The 18,431-nt window shown below is 71.6% G+C and carries 14 protein-coding genes; 10 read left to right on the top strand and 4 right to left on the bottom strand.

Annotated features, from left to right (window positions below; all coding sequences use genetic code 11):
* The 5 genes from QM611_RS05490 to purH all read left to right on the top strand — a co-directional run.
* Nucleotides 1–912 (top strand): polysaccharide deacetylase family protein (locus tag QM611_RS05490; protein ID WP_415078896.1); only part of this gene is annotated, 912 nt, incomplete at its 5' end.
* Between the two features lie 86 nt (nt 913–998).
* Nucleotides 999–1,433: a nitroreductase family deazaflavin-dependent oxidoreductase gene (locus tag QM611_RS05485; protein WP_415078895.1), complete on the top strand. Its 435-nt coding sequence runs from the start codon at nt 999–1,001 to the stop codon at nt 1,431–1,433.
* 54 nt (nt 1,434–1,487) lie between these two features.
* The gene (locus QM611_RS05480) at nt 1,488–2,912 is read left to right on the top strand and encodes a DUF6350 family protein (RefSeq protein WP_415078894.1); all 1,425 of its coding nucleotides are present in this window, start codon (nt 1,488–1,490) and stop codon (nt 2,910–2,912) included.
* Between the two features lie 4 nt (nt 2,913–2,916).
* A complete protein-coding gene (gene purN / locus QM611_RS05475) occupies nt 2,917–3,522 on the top strand; it encodes a phosphoribosylglycinamide formyltransferase (RefSeq protein WP_415078893.1) in 606 nt (201 codons plus the stop codon).
* 15 nt (nt 3,523–3,537) lie between these two features.
* Nucleotides 3,538–5,142: a bifunctional phosphoribosylaminoimidazolecarboxamide formyltransferase/IMP cyclohydrolase gene (purH, locus tag QM611_RS05470; protein WP_415078892.1), complete on the top strand. Its 1,605-nt coding sequence runs from the start codon at nt 3,538–3,540 to the stop codon at nt 5,140–5,142.
* A gap of 28 nt (nt 5,143–5,170) precedes the next feature.
* Here the strand turns inward: purH and QM611_RS05465 are convergent, their stop codons facing one another.
* Complete coding sequence (locus QM611_RS05465; RefSeq protein WP_415078891.1) at nt 5,171–6,424, bottom strand: DUF222 domain-containing protein; 1,254 nt, start codon at nt 6,422–6,424, stop codon at nt 5,171–5,173.
* 153 nt (nt 6,425–6,577) lie between these two features.
* Between QM611_RS05465 and QM611_RS05460 the strand changes: the two genes are divergently transcribed.
* The 4 genes from QM611_RS05460 to QM611_RS05445 all read left to right on the top strand — a co-directional run bounded on the left by QM611_RS05460 (nt 6,578) and on the right by QM611_RS05445 (nt 12,733).
* The gene (locus QM611_RS05460) at nt 6,578–8,065 is read left to right on the top strand and encodes an AlkA N-terminal domain-containing protein (protein WP_415078897.1); all 1,488 of its coding nucleotides are present in this window, start codon (nt 6,578–6,580) and stop codon (nt 8,063–8,065) included.
* Nucleotides 8,062–8,565 carry a methylated-DNA--[protein]-cysteine S-methyltransferase gene (locus QM611_RS05455; RefSeq protein ID WP_415078890.1) on the top strand — a complete coding sequence of 168 codons (504 nt, stop codon included), beginning with the start codon at nt 8,062–8,064 and terminating at the stop codon, nt 8,563–8,565. Before QM611_RS05460 ends, QM611_RS05455 begins: the two co-directional genes overlap by 4 nt.
* A gap of 533 nt (nt 8,566–9,098) precedes the next feature.
* Nucleotides 9,099–10,928, top strand: a complete 1,830-nt coding sequence (locus tag QM611_RS05450; RefSeq protein ID WP_415078889.1) for an ABC transporter ATP-binding protein — start codon at nt 9,099–9,101, stop codon at nt 10,926–10,928.
* Nucleotides 10,925–12,733, top strand: a complete 1,809-nt coding sequence (locus tag QM611_RS05445) for an ABC transporter ATP-binding protein (protein WP_415078888.1) — start codon at nt 10,925–10,927, stop codon at nt 12,731–12,733. Before QM611_RS05450 ends, QM611_RS05445 begins: the two co-directional genes overlap by 4 nt.
* A gap of 126 nt (nt 12,734–12,859) precedes the next feature.
* Here the strand turns inward: QM611_RS05445 and QM611_RS05440 are convergent, their stop codons facing one another.
* Both QM611_RS05440 and QM611_RS05435 read right to left on the bottom strand, forming a co-directional pair.
* A complete protein-coding gene (locus QM611_RS05440; protein ID WP_415078887.1) occupies nt 12,860–13,708 on the bottom strand; it encodes an endonuclease domain-containing protein in 849 nt (282 codons plus the stop codon).
* Nucleotides 13,709–14,050: 342 nt separating this feature from the next.
* A complete protein-coding gene (locus tag QM611_RS05435) occupies nt 14,051–14,503 on the bottom strand; it encodes a GNAT family N-acetyltransferase (protein WP_415078886.1) in 453 nt (150 codons plus the stop codon).
* A gap of 150 nt (nt 14,504–14,653) precedes the next feature.
* On the opposite strand from QM611_RS05435, the gene QM611_RS05430 reads away from it, so the two are divergent.
* Nucleotides 14,654–16,867 (top strand): NADP-dependent isocitrate dehydrogenase, encoded by a 2,214-nt coding sequence (locus QM611_RS05430; protein WP_415078885.1) that lies wholly within the window; start codon nt 14,654–14,656, stop codon nt 16,865–16,867.
* A 14-nt stretch (nt 16,868–16,881) separates the two neighbouring features.
* Here the strand turns inward: QM611_RS05430 and QM611_RS05425 are convergent, their stop codons facing one another.
* Complete coding sequence (locus tag QM611_RS05425) at nt 16,882–18,330, bottom strand: L,D-transpeptidase family protein (RefSeq protein ID WP_415078884.1); 1,449 nt, start codon at nt 18,328–18,330, stop codon at nt 16,882–16,884.
* Nucleotides 18,331–18,431: the final 101 nt, after the last annotated feature.

Here is an 18,431-nt window from a genome sequence, read left to right as displayed (position 1 = left end):
CGGCGCTCGGCCGGCGCGCTGAGCACCGCGCCGGCCCGCTCGGCGGACCAGGCGCAGGCCGAGCGGCTGCGCGCCGCGCTCGCCTCGACCGTGCCCGGCGCGGACGGCGGGCTTGCCTTCGTGCTGCCCGCCGGGTTCTCCTCGCCCGAGCTGGAGGACCTGGGCGTGCCGGCCACGACCGAGCCGCTCGTGCTCGAGGCGCCCGCCGACGTTGTCGAGACGCTCGCGTCGCCCTTCGGGAAGCGGCTGGCCGCGGCATCCGGCGCCCCCTACACCGGCCCGCACGCGGTCGCGGCGGGGCGCGAGTGGGTCGACTGCACTCTGCTGCCCTGCATCGCGCTGACGTACGACGACGGGCCGTCGAGGCACACCGCGCGGCTGCTGGACGAGCTGCGCGCGTCGCACGCCGCGGCCACGTTCTACGTGCTCGGCGAGTCGGCGTCGAAGCTTCCCGGCCTGGTCAGGCGTGCGGTGCAGGAGGGCCACGAGGTCGGCAGCCACACGTGGAGCCATCCGAGCCTGCCGCGACTGAGCGTCCGCGGGATCCGCGCCCAGCTCGACCGCACGCACCGCCTGCTGCGCACACTGACCGGCAAGCCCGTCACCACCTTCCGCCCGCCGTACGGCCTGTACAACGCGCGCGTGCTCCGCGCCGCCCGGCTGCCCGCGATCCTGTGGTCGGTCGACACGCGCGACTGGGAGGGCCCCTCCAGCCGGAAGCTCTTCGCCAGCGCCGTGCGCGAGGCCACCCCGGGCGGCATCGTGCTGTTCCACGACACGAAGCCCCGCTCGGTGCGCCTCGCGCCCGCCATCATCCGCGCGCTGCACCGCCGCGGGTTCACGCTGGTCACGATCACCCAGCTGTTCAACGGAGACGTGCCCGCGCGCGGCGCCTACCGCTCGGCGAACTGACCTCAGCCGGAGGCGCCGGCCTTCGGGCGCTCAACGGCTGGAACCACGTCGGCCGCACCCTGTCGAGACGGCGATACGGTGGATAGGTGCCGTTGACCGGAGAGTACAAGCCTGGCACGTCCGCATGGGCGCGCGACCAGGCCGAGAAGTTCGAATCATCCGACGGAGCCGACGCCAACCACTTGCGCGGCAAGCCGATCATCGTGCTGACCACCGTCGGCGCGAAGACCGGCGCCCTGCGCAAGACGGCGCTGATGCGCGTCGAGCACGACGGCCGCTTCGCGATCGTCGCCTCGATGGGCGGCGCGGACAAAGAGCCCGCGTGGGCGGGCAACGTGCGCAAGCATCCGATCGTCGAGCTGCAGGATGGCGCGGTCAAACGCGACTACCGCGCGCGCGAGATCTTCGGCGACGAGCGCGCGCAGTGGTGGGAGCGCGCTGTCGAGGCGTGGCCCGACTACGCGGTGTACGAGACGCGGACGACTCGGGTCATCGCGGTGTTCGTGCTGGAGCCCGTGTAGGCGCGTCGCGTGTCGCGCGGCGCGCGGGGGAGCGCTGGGTAGGGTCGGAGAGGCATGCACCGCGTACTCGTCGCCCTGCTCTCCGCCTTCGACGCCGTCATCGCGGCCGCGGCGGCGATCGCGGCCGTCCTGGCGCCGTTGACGCTGCTGTGGGTGTTCGGGTCCGAGCATGCCGACTGGTCGTGGCTGTGGCCGACCGCGGCGTCGGTGTGGCAGCTGGGCAATCTCGTCCCCCTGCCGGTCGCGCTGCCCGACCTCTACCTCGCGCGGACCGGGATCGAGTCGGATGCCGCGGCGTTCACTCTGTCGCTCGCGCCGCTGGCCTTCGCGTCGTTCACGGCGATCTTCGCGGCGCGCTCGGGAGCGCGCGCCGCGGGCGCGGCGGCGTGGGCGACCGGCACCGCCACCGGCACGGGGATCTTCGCCGCGCTGGCCGCCGTGGTCGCCCTGACCTCGCGCAACCCCGTCGCCCACCCCGCGCTGTGGCAGGCGGTGCTGGCGCCTGCGGCCCTGTACGGAGCTTTCGCGCTCGTCGGCGCGCTCACGAAGGCGTGGCGTGACGGAGACGACGGGGTCGTCGACCGTCTGCACGAGTGGGTCGACGGCTGGCGAGGCGACTGGCCGGCTGTTCCCGGGCTCGCCGTGCGCGGCGCGGCCGTCGCGTTGGCGGCGCTTGTCGGGCTCGGCGCTCTGGCGACTGCCGTGGCGGTGTTCGCGCGCGTGGGGAGCCTCGTCGCCCTCTACGAGGCGGGGCACGTCGACGTCGTCGGCGCCACGGTCGTCACACTGGGCCAGCTGATGTACCTGCCCACGCTCGTGGTGTGGGGCATGTCGTGGATCGCCGGGCCGGGCTTCGCGCTCGGCACGGGCACGGCCGTCTCGCCGGCGGGCACGCAGCTCGGCGTGGTTCCCGGCATCCCGATCCTCGGCGCGGTGCCCGAGTCGGTCTCGTCCTGGCTGTTGCTCGTGCTTGTGCTGCCGGTCGGGGTGGGCGCGCTCGCGGGCTGGGTCGTGCGCTCGCGCCTCGTGGCAGGGTCGGCCGGGGCGGAGCCTGTCGGCCCGCGTGTGGTGCTCGCGGTGGCGGTCTCGGCGCTGGCGGGAGCCGGCGCGGCGCTGCTGGCGGCCGTGGCCTCCGGCTCTCTCGGACCGGGCCGTCTCGCGTCTGTGGGGCCCGCGCCCGGGCCGCTCGCGTTCGCCGTCGGCGTCGAGGTGATGGTGGGGGCGGCGATTCTGCTGCTCGCGCCCCGGCGTGGCGAGGCATCCGCCCCGCCCGTGTCTCTGCCCGCCCCGCCCGCGTCTTTCGCTGGCGCTCCGGTGTCTCTCCTCCCCTCAATGTCGGAGGATCGCGCGGATGTCGGAGGATCCGGCGCGAATGCTCCGACATTCGCGGGTTTCTCCGACATTCGCACGCCGGCCGCGGCCGATGACGGCGAGGTTGCCGAGGGGGCCGAGCGCGACCGTCCGCCGTCGGTAGACTAGGCGGGTGCTGTCGGTCGCCGTCCTCATCTCCGGCGGGGGCTCGAACCTGCGGGCGCTTCTCGACGCCGCAGCCGATCCCGGCTTTCCGGCGCGCGTGGTGGTCGTCGGCGCCGACCGCGAGGCCGACGGGCTCGCGCACGCCGAGGAGTTCGGCATCCCGTCGTTCACGGTTCCCTACACGCGGTACGCGACCCGCGAGGACTGGGGCGCCGAAGTCGCCGCGCAGCTGGACGTGTGGCAGCCCGACCTGGTGGTGCTGAGCGGCCTCATGCGGTTGCTGCCCGCGCAGGTGGTCGCACGCTACGCGCCGCGCATCATCAACACGCATCCCGCCTACCTGCCCGAGTTCCCGGGCGCGCACGGCGTGCGCGACGCGCTCGCCGCGGGCGTCGACCAGACCGGGGCGAGCGTCATCGTCGTCGACGACGGCGTCGACACCGGGCCGGTCATCGCGCAAGAGCGCGTGCCTGTGCTGCCCGGCGACGACGAGCACACCCTGCACGAGCGCATCAAGCCCATCGAGCGGCGCCTGCTCATCGACGTGGTGCGCCGCGTCGCGACGGGCGAACTCGACCTCGCCGCAGCCGCGCTGGGCGAGCCCGCACCCTGAACCCCGAGGAGAACCATGGCCGGACCGAGCCACGACCCCGCCCAGTACCGTCACCGCGACGTGATTCCGGTGCGCCGCGCCCTCGTGTCGGTGAGCGACAAGACGGGGCTGATCGAGCTCGCGGGAGCGCTGGCCGCGGCCGGCGTTGAGATCGTGTCGACAGGATCGACGGCCGCCCGCATTCGCGAGGCGGGCCACGAGGTGACGGATGTCGCGTCGGTGACCGGCTTCCCGGAGTCGCTGGACGGTCGAGTCAAGACGCTGCACCCGAGCGTGCACGCCGGACTGCTGGCCGATCTGCGCCTCGAGGACCACGAGCGGCAGCTCGCCGATCTGAGCATCGCTCCCTTCGAGCTCGTCGTGGTGAACCTGTACCCGTTCGTGGAGACCGTGGCGTCGGGGGCGGAGGGCGACGACGTCGTCGAGCAGATCGACATCGGCGGACCCGCGATGGTGCGCGCGTCGGCGAAGAACTACGCCAACGTGGCGATCGTGGTCTCCCCCGAGTCGTACCCCGCCGTTGTCGAGGCGATCCAGAGCGGCGGCACGAGCATCGCGCATCGCCGCGAGCTGGCGGCCCGCGCCTTCGCCCACACGGCGTCATACGATCGCGCGGTTGCCAAGTGGTTCGCCGATGGCACGCTCAGCGGCGAAGACCTGCCCGCCCACCTCACCATCAAGGCGGAGCGGCTGGCGACTCTGCGCTACGGCGAGAACGCGCACCAGCGTGCGGCGATCTATGCGACGGCGGGCGGACACGGCATCGCGCAGGCGACGCAGCTGCAGGGCAAGGAGATGTCGTACAACAACTATGTGGACGCGGATGCCGCGCTGCGCGCCGCGTTCGACATGGTCGGGCCCGCGGTGGCGATCATCAAGCACGCCAACCCCTGCGGCATCGCCGTCGCGGCGCCCCACGCGCTCGACCCGATCGCGTCGGCGCACGTGCGGGCGCACGAGTGCGACCCGGTGTCGGCGTTCGGCGGAGTGATCGCCGCCAACCGCACTGTCACCTTGAAGATGGCGGAGAACGTGCGCGACATCTTCACCGAGGTGATCGTCGCGCCCGACTTCGAGCCGGAGGCGCTGGGAGTCTTCGCGCAGAAGAAGAACCTGCGCGTGCTCAAGCTCCCCGCCGACTGGCAGCAGGAGAGCATGGATGTGCGCCTCGTGTCGGGCGGCCTGCTGCTGCAGGACGCGGACCGGTTCCCCGACGACATCGAGTCGGTGGCGCGCGACTGGCAGCTCGTGTCGGGCGAGCGGCCGCAAGACAGTGCGATGGGCGCGCTGATCTTCGCGTGGAAGGCATGCCGGGCCGTGAAGTCGAACGCGATCGTCCTCGCCCAGAGCGGCGCCACCGTCGGCATCGGCATGGGCCAGGTCAACCGCGTCGACTCGTGCCGGCTCGCGGTGGAGCGCGCCGGCGACCGCGCCGCGGGGTCGGTCGCGGCATCCGACGCCTTCTTCCCCTTCGCCGACGGGCCGCAAGTGCTCATCGACGCGGGCGTTTCGGCGATCGTGCAGCCGGGCGGCTCGGTGCGCGACCAGGAGGTCGTGGATGCCGCGCGCGCCGCCGGCGTCACGATGTTCTTCACGGGCGAGCGACACTTCTTCCACTGAGCCTTCCCGAGGGCTGCCCCGTCGCGCTTCAGTTGCCACGATCCGCGGCCGGGGCCCGCCGTTCGCGGCAACCGAAGCGTGCGCAGTCGGGCCACAGGCATCCACCGTCGCGAATCGCGAGCGCGAGCTTCTGCTTCGGCGTGAACAGCCGCTGTTCGCGGCCCACGTCGAGCGGGTTGCCGCAACTGTCGACCACGACGTCGACGGAGCCGTTCGCGCACAGGGCCCGGTCGATCGTCGATCCGGGAAGCGCGTGGCCGCCGTCTTCTGTGTGCCCGGTCGCGAGGAGCCGGCCGAAGGCGTCGCGCGGGCCGACGGCGTCTTTCACCGCGACCAGCCGGACGCCAGGCTGGCGGGCCCCGAAGACGTCTTTCGCTGACGCGAGTGCGCCGGCGCGCAGGAGGTCCATGAGCAGGTCGTATTGCAGCTGCTCGTTCGTGCGGGGGTCGTCAGAGAGTGCACCCGCCTGGGCGCGTTCCTGGTCGGTCGCAAAGCGCGGCCCACCGCGTCGCGGCCGCAGTGCAGCGGCGAACACGGCGTCGAGCCACTGGGCCATCTCGTCGTCGAACGCGAGGTGGCCGCGGCGCTGCCCGTGCTCGTCGACCCACATCCGCAGCGAGCGGCTCTCGTACCGTTTGGCGAAGCGCTCTTCCGCGCCGGTCGGATCGAGAGTGTCGCGGATGGTGCGGGCGCGGGCGGCGAGCTCTTCCAACGGCAATGCGGATGCCTCGGCGATGAGCGCCTCGGCGGCCAGCGCCCACGCCTGCGCGGCGAGGTCGTCGTCGACCCCGTCGACGATCGGCTTGCCGAGCCCGCCTCGGATCGCGTCGTGCTGCGCGGCCGTGATCTGCCCGGACAGCAGGCTGCGTCGCAGCGGCTCGTGCCACGGCGGGCGCGGCGCGGCGGCGTCAGGGCCGCAGTCGGGCGGGGCGGCGGCATCCTCTTCCAACAAAGCCGCGCCGACGCGGACCTGTCGCTGCGCGTCGGCCCGTGATCCGCCCGTGATGGATTGGACGAGCGCGGCGGGGGACGCGTGGCCCTGCGTCGCGGCCAGCCCGCTGTGCCCGTCTTCGCGCCGCGAGCGGCTTGCCGCGACGCCCGCGACGACCGACTGCAGCCGGCCCACGTCGTTCGCGATCGCGGCGAGGTCGCGCATGACGTCGAGCACCGACGCGTCGCTCAGCCGGCCGGCGCTCGCGGCGAGCCCGGCCGCGGGAACATCGAGCTCGGCGAACGTCGAGAGCCGCTCGACGCGCTCTCGCAATGCCGGGATGATGTTCATATTTCTATTGTGGCAGTGGCGTCTGACATTCGCTGATATATTCTATTATCTGTGGATAACTCGGCACGTCGAGCTTGACCGCCACCGTCATGTCCGATTTCCGCGAGCCGCCCCCCGGCCGCGTGACAGGCTGGACTCGTGCCGGCATCCACCATGGCCTTCGACGAGCGCTACCGCGCCATCGAGTCGCGCGACGCGCGGTTCGACGGGCAGTTCGTCACGGCCGTGCGCACCACGGGCATCTACTGCCGGCCGAGCTGTCCGGCGCGCACGCCCAAGCCGGCGAACGTGGCCTTCTTCCCCACCAGCGCCGCCGCGCACGAGGCGGGGTACCGCGCGTGCAAGCGCTGCCTGCCCGAGGCCGCGCCGGGGTCGCCGGAGTGGAACCTGCGCGGGGATGCCGCGGGGCGGGCTATGCGGCTCATCGCCGACGGCGTCGTCGAGCGCGAGGGCGTTCCCGGGCTCGCCGCGCGGCTCGGCTACTCGTCCCGCCATCTCACGCGGCTGCTGACGGCGGAGCTGGGCGCGGGGCCCCTCGCGCTCGCCCGCGCCCACCGCGCCCACACGGCGCGCATGCTGCTGGTCGGCACCGCGCTGCCGGCCGCCGACGTGGCGTTCTCGGCCGGGTTCGCAAGTGTCCGGCAGTTCAACGACACGATCCGCGAGGTGTTCGGGATGGCTCCGCTCGAGCTGCGCGCCCGGCGCGGCGCCGGCGCCGCCCCGGCCGTCGAGCCCCCGGGCGCGATCGACCTCGCGCTACCCGTGCGGTGGCCCTTCGACGCGCCCGGGACCTTCGCGTGGATGCAGGCCCGCGCGCTCCCGGGCGTCGAAGTCGCCACCGCCGACTCCTACGCGCGCGCCATCGTGCTCGCCGGCGGCCCCGCCTGGTTCCGGCTGCGCCTTGCCGGCCCGCGCGTCCGGCTCCAGGCGCGGCTGCACCAGCTCAGCGACCTTCCCGCCCTCGTCGCTCGCGTGCGCCGGCTGTTCGACCTCGACGTCGATCCGATCGCCGTCGACTCCGCGCTGGCGCGCGATCCGCGGCTTTCCCCGCTGGTCGCGGCGACACCCGGCATCCGCGTCCCCGGCGCCTCCGATCCGGCCGAGATGCTCATCCGCGCGATGGTGGGCCAGCAGGTCTCGGTCGCCTCCGCGCGAACGGCGTTGGCGCGGCTCGTCGCCGAGCTGGGCGAGCCTGTGCCCGCGCACGACGGCGTCGACCGGCTGTTTCCGACGATGGCCGCGATCGCCGCGCACGGCCACGAGGTGCTGCGCGGTCCGGCCGCCCGCATCCGCGCCGTCACTGCCGCCGCCGCCGCGCTCGCCTCGGGCGAGCTCGCCCTGAGCGTGGGCGACGACGCCGCGGCCCAGCGCGCGGCGTTGCTCGCCCTGCCCGGGGTCGGGCCGTGGACCGCCGACTACGTGCGCATGCGGGTCACCGGCGACCCCGACGTGTTCCTGCCGGGCGACATCGCCGTGCGCTCGGGCGCCGCGGCGGCCGGGCTCCCCGCCGACGCGCGCCGTCTCACCGCGCGGACTGCCGCCGCCTCGCCGTGGCGCAGCTATCTCACCGCACATCTGTGGCGCGCGGCGCCGGCGCGCTCGCGCGCGGCGACGCCCGACATCCCGAAGGACACGACATGACCGCGACCATCCAGACCATCGACACCCCCGACGGCCCGTTCACGATCCTGGCCGATGAGCAGGGCCGCGTGCTGAGCTCGGGGTGGACCGCCGACCCAGACGCGATCATCGGGCGACTGCCGGCGCGCGCGCGAAGCCTCGACGTCGTCGAGGGGGAGACGGATGCCGCCGGCGCCGCCCGCGCCTATTACGCCGGCGACCTCGGGGCCATCGACGAGGTCGAGTCGGCACAGGACTACGGCACGCCCCTGCAGACGCGAGGATGGGCGGCGCTGTGCGACATCCCTCCAGGCAGCCCGCTCACCTACGCGGAGTTCGCCGCGCTGCTCGGGGAGCCCGCCGCGGTGCGGGCGGCCGCCTCGATCTGCGCGCGCAACGCTGCGGCGCTGTTCACGCCGTGCCACCGCGTGCTGCGGTCGGACGGCACGCTGGGGGGCTTCGCGTGGGGCCTCGATGTCAAGCGCAGCCTGCTTGTTCGCGAGGCCGCCGCCGCTCGCTGACCCCGCCGCCCGCTGACCCCGCCGCTCGCTGACCCCGCCCGCGAGCCCGACCCCGCGACGCCGCCGCGGGGTCTCGCGCGCGCGAAACCCGCAGTCGCGCACGCGGGCCGCAGGCGCGACTGCGGGTTTCTGTAGCGTGAGGCGCTTTCGCCGCGCCGCGACCGGTTGCGCTCGCGGGAGCTCGAGGCATAGCCTGAAAGGCTGGCGTGCCGCCCGCGGCAGCCGCCATCCTGTCCCACGATCCGAGGAGGAAGCCATGTACCTGGCCGTCGTCACCACGAAGCCGAGCGCGTTCCTTCCCGTCGTGGGTCCGCGCGCACGCGCCGCCATCGGGGGCTAGCCGCCCGGCCAGCCTCCGACGATCCGCCGTCGGTCGCGCGGCATACGATCGCCCGCTCGCGTGTTCCGGTCACTGGGCCGGCATCTTCTCCTGCGCACCCGGCAGCGCCCCGCCGCCCCCCGCAGCGCCCCGCCGCACCCCGCAGCATCCCGCCGCCACTCGCGGCACGCAACAGAACAGACCCACAAGGACCATGTCAACAAGCAACAGCGCCTCGCGGCTGAGCACGCCGCGCGTCCTCGCGCGGCTGTTGCCGTTTGCCCGTCCAGTGATCCCGCGACTCGTGCTCGGCGCGGCGAGCGCCCTGCTCGCGAGCCTGCTGTCCCTCGGCATCCCACTGGTGCTCGAGGCGATCATCTCCGGGCCCATCGCGTCGGGAGAGGTCGCGCCGCTCGCGTGGGGCGTTGCCGCCGTGCTCGTGCTCGGCCTGCTCGAAGCTCTCATGGTGTGGGCGCGGCGCTGGTTCGTGCTGGCGCCTGCCACCGGCGTCGAGTACGCCTTGCGCACGACGTTCTACGCGCGCCTGCAACGGCTGCCGGTGGCGTTCCACGACCGGTGGCAGTCGGGCCAGCTGCTCAGCCGCATGATGCAAGACATCAGCATGCTGCGGCGCTGGCTCGCGTTCGGGCTCGTGCTGCTGGTCGTCAACGTGCTCACGATCACGGTTGGCTCGGTGCTGCTGTTCCGCTGGCACTGGGTGCTCGGTGCGATCTTCCTCGCCACGTCGCTGCCGCTGTGGTACGCCGGCTACCGGTTCGAGAAGACGTACGGCGGGTTGGCGCGCCGCAGCCAAGACCAGGCCGGCGACCTGGCGACCTCGGTGGAGGAGAGCGTCCACGGCATCCGCGTGCTGAAGGCGTTCGGCCGTGGAAAGCACGCCCTCCGCACGTTCGCGCAGCGGGCCGAGACGCTGCGCCAAACCGAGCTGCGCAAGGCGCGCGCGGTCGGCTGGGTGTGGTTCTGGCTCGTGCTGATGCCGGATGTCGCGTTCGCGCTGTGCCTGGCCGCGGGCATCGTGCTCGTGCAGCTCGGGCAGTTCGACGTTGCGGGCCTGCTGGCCTTCTTCGCGATGGCGACGGTGCTGCGCTGGCCGATGGAGTCGATCGGGTTCCTCTTCTCGTTCCTCCTCGACGCCCGCACGGCCACCGACCGCGTGTTCGAGGTTTTCGACGAGGAGAACACGATCACCGACCCCGACGCGCCGGCGACCGTCGCGAGCGTGCGCGGACGCCTCGCGTTCGAGGGCGCGCGCTTTCGGTACCAGGATGCTGCACCGCACACGCGCGACCTGCTCGACGGCATCGACCTCGTGCTCGAGCCGGGTGAGACCATGGCGCTCGTCGGCCTCACCGGCTCGGGCAAGACGACGCTCACCACGCTCCCCTCGCGCCTCTACGACGTGACGGGAGGGCGCGTGACGCTCGACGGCGTCGATGTGCGCGACCTGGCCCAGCACGAGCTGCGCCGGCACGTCGGCATGGCGTTCGAGGATGCGACGCTGTTCTCGCAGAGCGTGCGCGAGAACGTGCTGCTCGGGCGCGAAGACCTTGAGCCGGGCTCGCCGGAGGCCGACCGTGTGCTGCGCGAGGCGCTGGCCGTCGCGCAGGCCGGCTTCGTGCACGACCTGCCCGACGGTGTCGACACCGTCGTCGGCGAGGAGGGCCTGTCGCTGTCGGGCGGCCAGCGGCAGCGGCTCGCGCTGGCCCGCGTCGTGGCCGCGCGGCCCGCCGTGCTCGTGCTCGACGACCCGCTGTCGGCGCTCGACGTCGACACCGAGGCGCTCGTCGAAGACGCCCTGCGCGACGTGCTGCACGACACGACCGCGCTCGTCGTGGCGCACCGCCCCTCCACCGTGATGCTCGCCGACCGCGTCGCGCTGCTGCAGGACGGGCGCATCACGGCCGTGGGCGCGCACTCTGACCTGCTGCGCTCCAGCGAGCACTACCGGCAGGTGATCTCGAGCTTCGCCCTTCGACCGGCTCAGGGACCGGAACAGCGAGAGACAGAGGAGGCGACGCCGTGAGCACCGTCGTCGGCACGAGCGGAGAAGACCGCTCCGACTACACCCGCGCGGAGAGCCGCGCCATCCGTCGTCGCTCCCTCCGCCTGCTCGGCTCGCTCGTCCAGCCTCTGCGCGCACAGCTCGCGCTCGCCGCGGTCGTGCTCGTGGTCTCGACGGCCCTGCGGGTGCTCGGCCCCGCGCTCATCGCGTTCGGCATCGACACGGCGCTGCCGGCGGTCATCGACGAGGCGGACTGGATGCCGACCATCGGCGTCGTGGCCGTCTACCTGCTGTCCGCGATCGGCGGGGCGGCGCTCATCGGCTGGTACGTCGTGGTGGCCGCCCGTCTCACCCAGGCGGTGATGCTCGATCTGCGCAAGCGCATCTTCCTGCACACGCAGCGGCTGAGCCTCGAGTTCCACGAGTCGTACACCTCGGGCCGCATCATCTCGCGGCAGACGAGCGACCTCGACACGATCAAGGAGCTCCTCGACGGCGGGCTCAACGAGCTCGTCTCCGGGGTGCTGTACGGCGTGTTCACGCTCATCGCGCTGTTCGTGCTCGACGGGCAGTCAGGCGCCATCCTGCTCGTCATGGGCATTCCGCTGGCCCTGCTCATGCGGTGGTTCTACGTGCGCTCGCAGGTCGCCTACCGCGAGTCGCGTGTGGTGAGCGCGCAGGTGATCGTGAAGTTCGTCGAGACGATGACGGGCATCCGCGCCGTCAAGGCGTTCAACAAGGAGGAGCGCAACGACGACGAGTTCGGCGAGCTGTCCGGGCGCTACCGCGATGTCAATATGCGTGTGATCAAGCTGTTCGGCGCGTTCGAGCCGGCGCTCATGGCCGTGGCGTCGGTGACCGTCGCCCTCGTGCTGCTGTGGGGCGGATGGCGGGTCGTCGACGGCACGATCGCGGTCGGCACGTTGGCGGTCGTGCTCTATGTGCGCAACTTCTTTGCGCCGCTCATGGAGGTCGCGTTCTTCCTGAACAGCTACCAGTCTGCGGCCGCCGCGCTGGAGAAGGTCTCTGGCGTGCTCGAGGAGGAGCCGTCGGTTCCCGACCCGGTCGATCCGATCGACCTGTGGTCGGCCGAGGGGCGGCTGCAGTTCCACCATGTCGAGTTCGGCTACGGGGGCAGCAGCGCCGTGCTGCCCGGGTTCTCGCTCGACATCCCGGCCGGCCAGACGGTGGCGCTGGTCGGATCGACGGGCGCGGGCAAGTCCACGCTCGCCAAGCTCGTGGCGCGGTTCTACGACCCGTCGGCGGGCACCGTGTCGCTCGACGGCGTCGACCTGCGCTCGCTGCATCCGAAGGATCTGCGGCGCGCGATCGTGATGGTCACGCAGGAGGCGTACCTGTTCAGCGGCAGCGTGGCTGACAACATCGCGCTCGGCAAGCCCGACGCCACGCTCGACGAAATCACCGCGGCGGCGCGCGCGGTGGGGGCGGATGCCTTCATCGAGGCGTTGCCCGACGGCTACGACACCGACGTGAACAAGCGCGGCGGCCGTGTCTCGGCGGGGCAGCGGCAGCTGATCTCGTTCGCGCGGGCGTTCCTGGCAGACCCGGCCGTGCTGATCCTCGACGAGGCGACGGCGTCGCTCGACATCCCGTCCGAGCGGCAGATCCAGCACGCGCTGCAGTCGCTGCTCGCCGACCGCACCGCGATCATCATCGCGCACCGCCTGTCGACGGTGGCGATCGCCGATCGGGTGCTCGTGATGGAGGACGGGCGCATCGTCGAGGACGACACGCCCGAGACGCTCATCGCCGGCGACGGCCGCTTCGCGCAGCTGCATCGGGCCTGGCGCGAGTCGCTCGTCTGAGCGACCGGCGCGCCCGCGCGCCCGCCCGAATGTCGGAGAGTGGGGCGGATGTCGGAGGATTCAGCGCGAATCCTCCGACATTGCGCTGATCCTCCGACATTCGGGCGGCTCATGCAGCGGACACGGTCAGGCTGCACGCCGCAGATGGAGGCCCGCGGCGACGGCGCGCGCGATGGTGCGCTCCACGCTCGGCCAGTCGTGCAGCACGTGCGCGTAGGTGAAGCGCAGCACGGTGTATCCGCGCAGCCGCAGCTCCGCGTCGTGCCGCACGTCGCGCCCGCGTTGCGCCGCGCTGGAGTGGTGCGCGTAGCCGTCGATCTGCACGACGAGGAACTCGCCGATGAGGAAGTCCACCGGGCGCCCGGCCAGGATGACCTGCTGCCGGATCGGCTGTCCCCACGGCCCGAGGCGCACGAGGAAGGTGCTCTCGAGCCCGGAGTCGCACAGCCCGGTCACCGCCTCTGCCAGCTCTCGGGCGGCGCGCGTCGTCCAACACACTCGGCGCAGCGCGTCGACCGACAGGTTCTCGACGCGGATCGCCGACTCCCACAGCACGCGAGCCGACTCGGGCGACGCGCACAGCGCGATGTGCGCCAGCGCGTCCTCGATGGACTCCTCAAGGCTTTCGACCGGCCCCGGCGCCACGGGCTTTGTCCAGTGGACGACGTCTCCCGCGCCGATCAGCCCGGGCCTGGCATGGGGGAGAAGCGCGAAATGCCGTCGCGCGTCGATGTCGTCCGGCATCCACCATCGGCGCCTGCGCGCCAGCGAGACGCACGCCACGCGACCTCCGGCCTCGGCGGCAGCGAGCAGCTCCGCATCCGCGCCGGCAGTCGCCAGCCAGTGTCGCCGAACCCGGCGCACGGCTCCGGAGCGGATGGCTGCGCGCACCTCCCGCTCGGTGAAGCCGCTGCGCAGAACGCTGTTTCTGTGCACGATTCCGTCGCGGGCCGACATCCATCTCACGAGTTCCACGCGACGATCGTCGCGCACCGCGCCCGCGCGCAGGCCTCCGCGGCGCAATCTGTGGACAACGAGCCATGGCGACGCCGCCTGTGCAGGAACGAACGCCGCACGAACGTCGGAGAGTGGGGCGGATGTCGGAGGATTCGGCGCGAATCCTCCGACATTGCGCCGACTCTCCGACATTCGCGACGACAGCCCGTGCACGCCCGCGCGCAACGCGCGAGCGCTGTGCGCCGGGCGTCAGAAGTGCGAGGGCGACGAGGCCTCGGTGGGGGAGGGGAATCCGAGGCCCCGCCGCCGATTCACACCGACCCGTGCGGGCCGGAAGTGTGGTGTCCCCCAGAGAGTCGGCTACAGCCGGAACTCCGCGATGACCTCACCGTACTCCGTCTCGCCGACCGGTGTGAACCCGACGCGCTCGAAGAATGCCTCCGGACCGCCCGATCCGGCTTCGTAGATCACGTTGACGTGGTCCATGCCACGCTCGCGCGCCTCGTCGAGCAGGCTCTTGACCGCGAACCGCCCGACGCCGCGACCCTGGTCGTCCGCGTCGACATTGATGCGCCACAAAATGGACCGGAAGTGCTCGTCGGGAAGCTCGGGATCGAAGTTCGCGCTCACAAAGCCCACCACGGTGTCTCCGTCGAGCACGACGCGCTGCCAGGTCGTCGTGGGATTCACCACGGTCGCAGCGATTCCGTACGAGACGGGCGCCAGGAACTGCTCCTGCCCGGGCTTGAGCGACAGGTTGTTGACGGCCACGATCGTGGACGCCGAGAGCTCTACCAGCCGGAGGTCACCCATGTCTTTCAGGCTATCCCGGATCGGCAGACAGGGGGATGGTTCTGCACATGCCGTAACACGGTGTTCACCCGATCTCTCGACATCAAGACAATTCCTCGACTGCGATAGGCTGAAACATCCCGCGCCACCCGCTCGCGAACGAGAGAGACGATGACCGACTCGACCATCATCTACACCCACACCGACGAGGCTCCCGCGCTGGCGACAGCGTCGCTGCTGCCCATCCTGCAGGCGTATTTCGCCCAGGCCGGTGTCAGCGTCGAGACAAGGGACATCTCCCTCGCAGGCCGCGTTCTGGCGACCTTCCCGGAAAAGCTCACGCCCGACCAGCGCGTGGTCGACGCGCTTGCCGAGCTCGGCGAGCTGGCCAAGACGCCCGAGGCGAACATCATCAAGCTGCCGAACGTGTCGGCGTCGATTCCGCAGTTGAAGGCGGCCATCGCCGAGCTGCAGGCTCAGGGCTTCGATGTGCCCGACTATCCGGACGAGCCGGCCACCGACGACGACAAGGACGTGCGCGCGCGCTACGACCGCATCAAGGGCTCGGCCGTGAACCCCGTGCTGCGCGAGGGCAACAGCGACCGCAGGGCCCCCCTGTCGGTGAAGAACTACGCGCGCGCACACCCGCACCGCAACAAGCCGTTCGGCGACGGGTCGAAGACGCGCGTGGCGACGATGGGCCACGACGACTTCAAGAGCAACGAGCAGTCGTACGTCTCGCCGGGCGACGACGTGCTCACGATCCAGCATGTCGCCGCCGACGGCACGACGACGACGCTGAAGTCGGGCCTGACGGTGCTGCCGGGCGAGATCGTGGATGCCACGTTCCTCTCCGCCGCCGCGCTCGACGCGTTCCTCGCCGACACCATCGCGCAGGCAGCCGCCGACGACGTGCTGTACTCGGTGCACCTCAAGGCGACCATGATGAAAGTCAGCGACCCGATCATCTTTGGCCACGTTGTGCGCGCGTACTACGCCGACGTGTTCGACGCGCACGGCGACAAGATCGCCGCGGCCGGGCTCACCGCCAACGACGGGCTGGGCGCGATTCTCGCCGGCCTCGCCGACGTCGAGGGCGGCGACGCGATCGCCGCGGCGTTCGCGGCGGCCACCGACAGCCCGCGCTTGTCGTACGTGAACTCGGACAAGGGCATCACCAACCTGCACGTGCCCTCGGACGTGATCGTGGACGCCTCGATGCCCGCCCTCATCCGCAACGGAGGCAAGCTGTGGGGCGCCGACGGGGGAGAGGACGACACGCTCGCCGTCATCCCCGATTCGTCGTACGCCGGCGTCTACCAGACGGTCATCGCCGACGTCATCGCGCACGGGCCGCTCGACCCCGCCACGATCGGCACCGTGCCCAACGTGGGGCTCATGGCGCAGGCCGCCGAAGAGTACGGCAGCCACGACAAGACGTTCGAGATCGCGGCCGCCGGCGTCGTGCAGGTCGTGACCGGCGCTGGCGTTGTCGTCCTCGAGCACGACGTGCAGCCCGGCGACATCTGGCGCGCGACGCAGACGAAGGATGTCGCGGTCCGCGACTGGGTGAAGCTCGCCGTGACGCGCGCCCGGGCCACCGGGGCTCCTGCCGTGTTCTGGCTCGACGCTTCGCGAGCGCACGACGCGCAGCTGATCGCGAAGGTCACCGAGTACCTCGCCGACCACGACACGTCGGGCCTCACGATCGAGGTCCTGCCGCCCGCCGAGGCGACCCAGTACTCGGTCGACCGCCTGCGGCAAGGCCTCGACACGATCTCGGTCACCGGCAACGTGCTGCGCGACTACCTCACCGACCTCTTCCCGATCCTCGAGGTCGGCACGTCGGCCAAGATGCTCAGCATCGTGCCGCTGCTCGCCGGCGGCGGCCTCTTCGAGACCGGCGCGGGAGGCTCCGCCCCCAAGCATGTGCAGCAGCTGCTTGCCGAGGACTATTTGCGCTGGGACTCGCTCGGCGAGTTCTTCGCGCTGGCGGCCTCGCTCGAGCACTACGCGCAGTTCACCGGCAACGCCCGCGCGCAGGTGCTCGCCGACACGCTCGACGCGGCGACGGGCGTGTTCCTGGAGAACGACAAGTCGCCCGGCCGCGCCCTCGGCACGATCGACAACCGCGGCAGCCACTTCTACCTCGCGCTGTACTGGGCCCAGGCCCTGGCCGCGCAGACCGACGATGCCGAGCTCGCGGCCGCGTTCGCGTCTGTCGCTGCAGCGCTCGGCGAGAAGGAGGAGGCGATCGTCGCCGAGCTGCTCGCCGTGCAGGGGTCGCCCGTCGAGATCGGCGGCTACTACCGCCCCGACACGGCGAAGGTCGCCTCCGTGATGCGCCCGTCAGCGACCTTGAACGCCGTCATCGACGCCCTCTGACGGCGCGGTTCGCGTCAGTAGTGAATCCACACGGGGGTGCCGACAGGCGCCCAGTTGAACACCATCTTGGCGACGTTCACCGGCAGGTTCACGCAGCCGTGGCTCATGACGTGGCCGAAGTTGTTGTGCCAGTACGCGCCGTGCAGCGCTTGGTCGCCGTTGAAGTACATCACCCACGGCACGTTCTCGGTGTAGTAGTAGGGCGGCTTGTCGGTGTCCTCATTGCCCATGTCCTGCGACGTGAGCTTCCACCCGATGGCGAACGTGCCGGTGTGGGTCGGCGTTCCCGGCTTCCCGGTCGAGACCGCGTAGGTGCCGATGACCTTGCCGTTCTGTCGCAGGAACATGCGTTGTGAGCTGAGGTCGACCTCGATCGAGCGCTCGATCTTTTTGACCGTGGGCTTGGTGACGGTGACCGGCAGTTTGTAGACCGAGTTGCCGTTGGCCAGCTGCGCGGCGAAGGCGTCTGCCACACCGGCGGTCGAGTCGAGCTTGCGGCCGCTCGTGCCCTTGCGGATCGTGTTGAGCACCTTGCCGTCGGAGTCGGCGATGACGGTGGTGTTCACGACTTTGCGATTGACCTTCTTCGCAAGTTTGTCGACGACGGTCTGGATGGCTGCGACGTCGGCGGTCACCTGCAGGTTGCCGGTCTCATCGGCGCTGACCGTGAGCCACGAGGCGAGCGTGTCGTGCGTGATCTTGACGGTGCGCTCCTTGCCGACGTAGAAGCCGGCCTTGCTCAGCATCGTGTTCAGCGTCGCGGTCGTCTCTTTCGCCATCGCCGTCGTCGTCTTGGCCTCGACGGGCACTTGCGACACGTCGAGCTCGATGGTCGGCTTGCCCTCGGCGAAGGCCGTGTGCAACGCCTCGGCGACGGCGTCGACGTCGATGCCGGTGCCGGGTTCGTCCGCCGTGAACGTGTACTTGTGCGCCGTCTTGTCGTACGCGATCGTGGCGTCGACCGGGTCGCGGTAGAGCGAGGGCGCCGCTTTGCGCAGAGCCGCGGCCGCGGCGTCGGGGTCGATGGTCACTTCAGCGTCGGAGGCGCCGTTGAACCACGCGGTCGGGTTCCACATCGGGCGCTCGGCGAACACTGCGTCGGCGAGCGCCTTGGCGTCCACGTGCGCGCCGAGGTCGGCTCCGGTCACGGTGGCTCCGCCGCCTTCGCCGGCGAGCACGACCTGCGTCTCCAGGAGCTTGTCGCTCACGGCTTCGGCGGCGGCGCCGGCGGTGAGGCCGCCGACCTGGACGCCCGCGATCGCTGTTCCCGGGGCGATGAGGACGAGGGATGCCGCGACGACGCCGATGACCGCGATGACGGCGATTCCGCTCGCCCACAGTCCTGCTCGGCGGCGGCGCTTGGCCGAGGACGCCGGCGCCCACTGGTAGACGGTGTCGCCGTCGGTCGACAGACTGCCCGTCTCTGCCTTGTTTTTGGCAGGCGGTGTCGCTGAATCGGTCACGACATCACCCCCGGTCGGTCGCGTGGCCTCCATCCATGATACGTGCCTCACATGGCCCGGGCGGCATGTGCTTGGCGACCGGGGCCGCCGCACGTAACGAC

The sequence above is a fragment of the Microbacterium sp. genome (assembly GCF_047606685.1).
GTDB lineage: Bacteria > Actinomycetota > Actinomycetes > Actinomycetales > Microbacteriaceae > Microbacterium.
The sequence above is the reverse complement of the archived record's forward strand: the minus strand, read 5'-3'. Positions and strand labels throughout refer to the sequence as shown.

Bases quoted from the DNA above. Each gene is read 5' to 3' on its own strand.
- QM611_RS05480 (WP_415078894.1), top strand. From the start codon at position 1,488: ATGCACCGCGTACTCGTCGCCCTGCTCTCCGCCTTCGACGCCGTCATC.
- purH (WP_415078892.1), top strand. From the start codon at position 3,538: ATGGCCGGACCGAGCCACGACCCCGCCCAGTACCGTCACCGCGACGTG.
- QM611_RS05465 (WP_415078891.1), bottom strand. From the start codon at position 6,424: ATGAACATCATCCCGGCATTGCGAGAGCGCGTCGAGCGGCTCTCGACG.
- QM611_RS05460 (WP_415078897.1), top strand. From the start codon at position 6,578: ATGGCCTTCGACGAGCGCTACCGCGCCATCGAGTCGCGCGACGCGCGG.
- QM611_RS05455 (WP_415078890.1), top strand. From the start codon at position 8,062: ATGACCGCGACCATCCAGACCATCGACACCCCCGACGGCCCGTTCACG.
- QM611_RS05450 (WP_415078889.1), top strand. From the start codon at position 9,099: ATGTCAACAAGCAACAGCGCCTCGCGGCTGAGCACGCCGCGCGTCCTC.
- QM611_RS05435 (WP_415078886.1), bottom strand. From the start codon at position 14,503: ATGGGTGACCTCCGGCTGGTAGAGCTCTCGGCGTCCACGATCGTGGCC.
- QM611_RS05430 (WP_415078885.1), top strand. From the start codon at position 14,654: ATGACCGACTCGACCATCATCTACACCCACACCGACGAGGCTCCCGCG.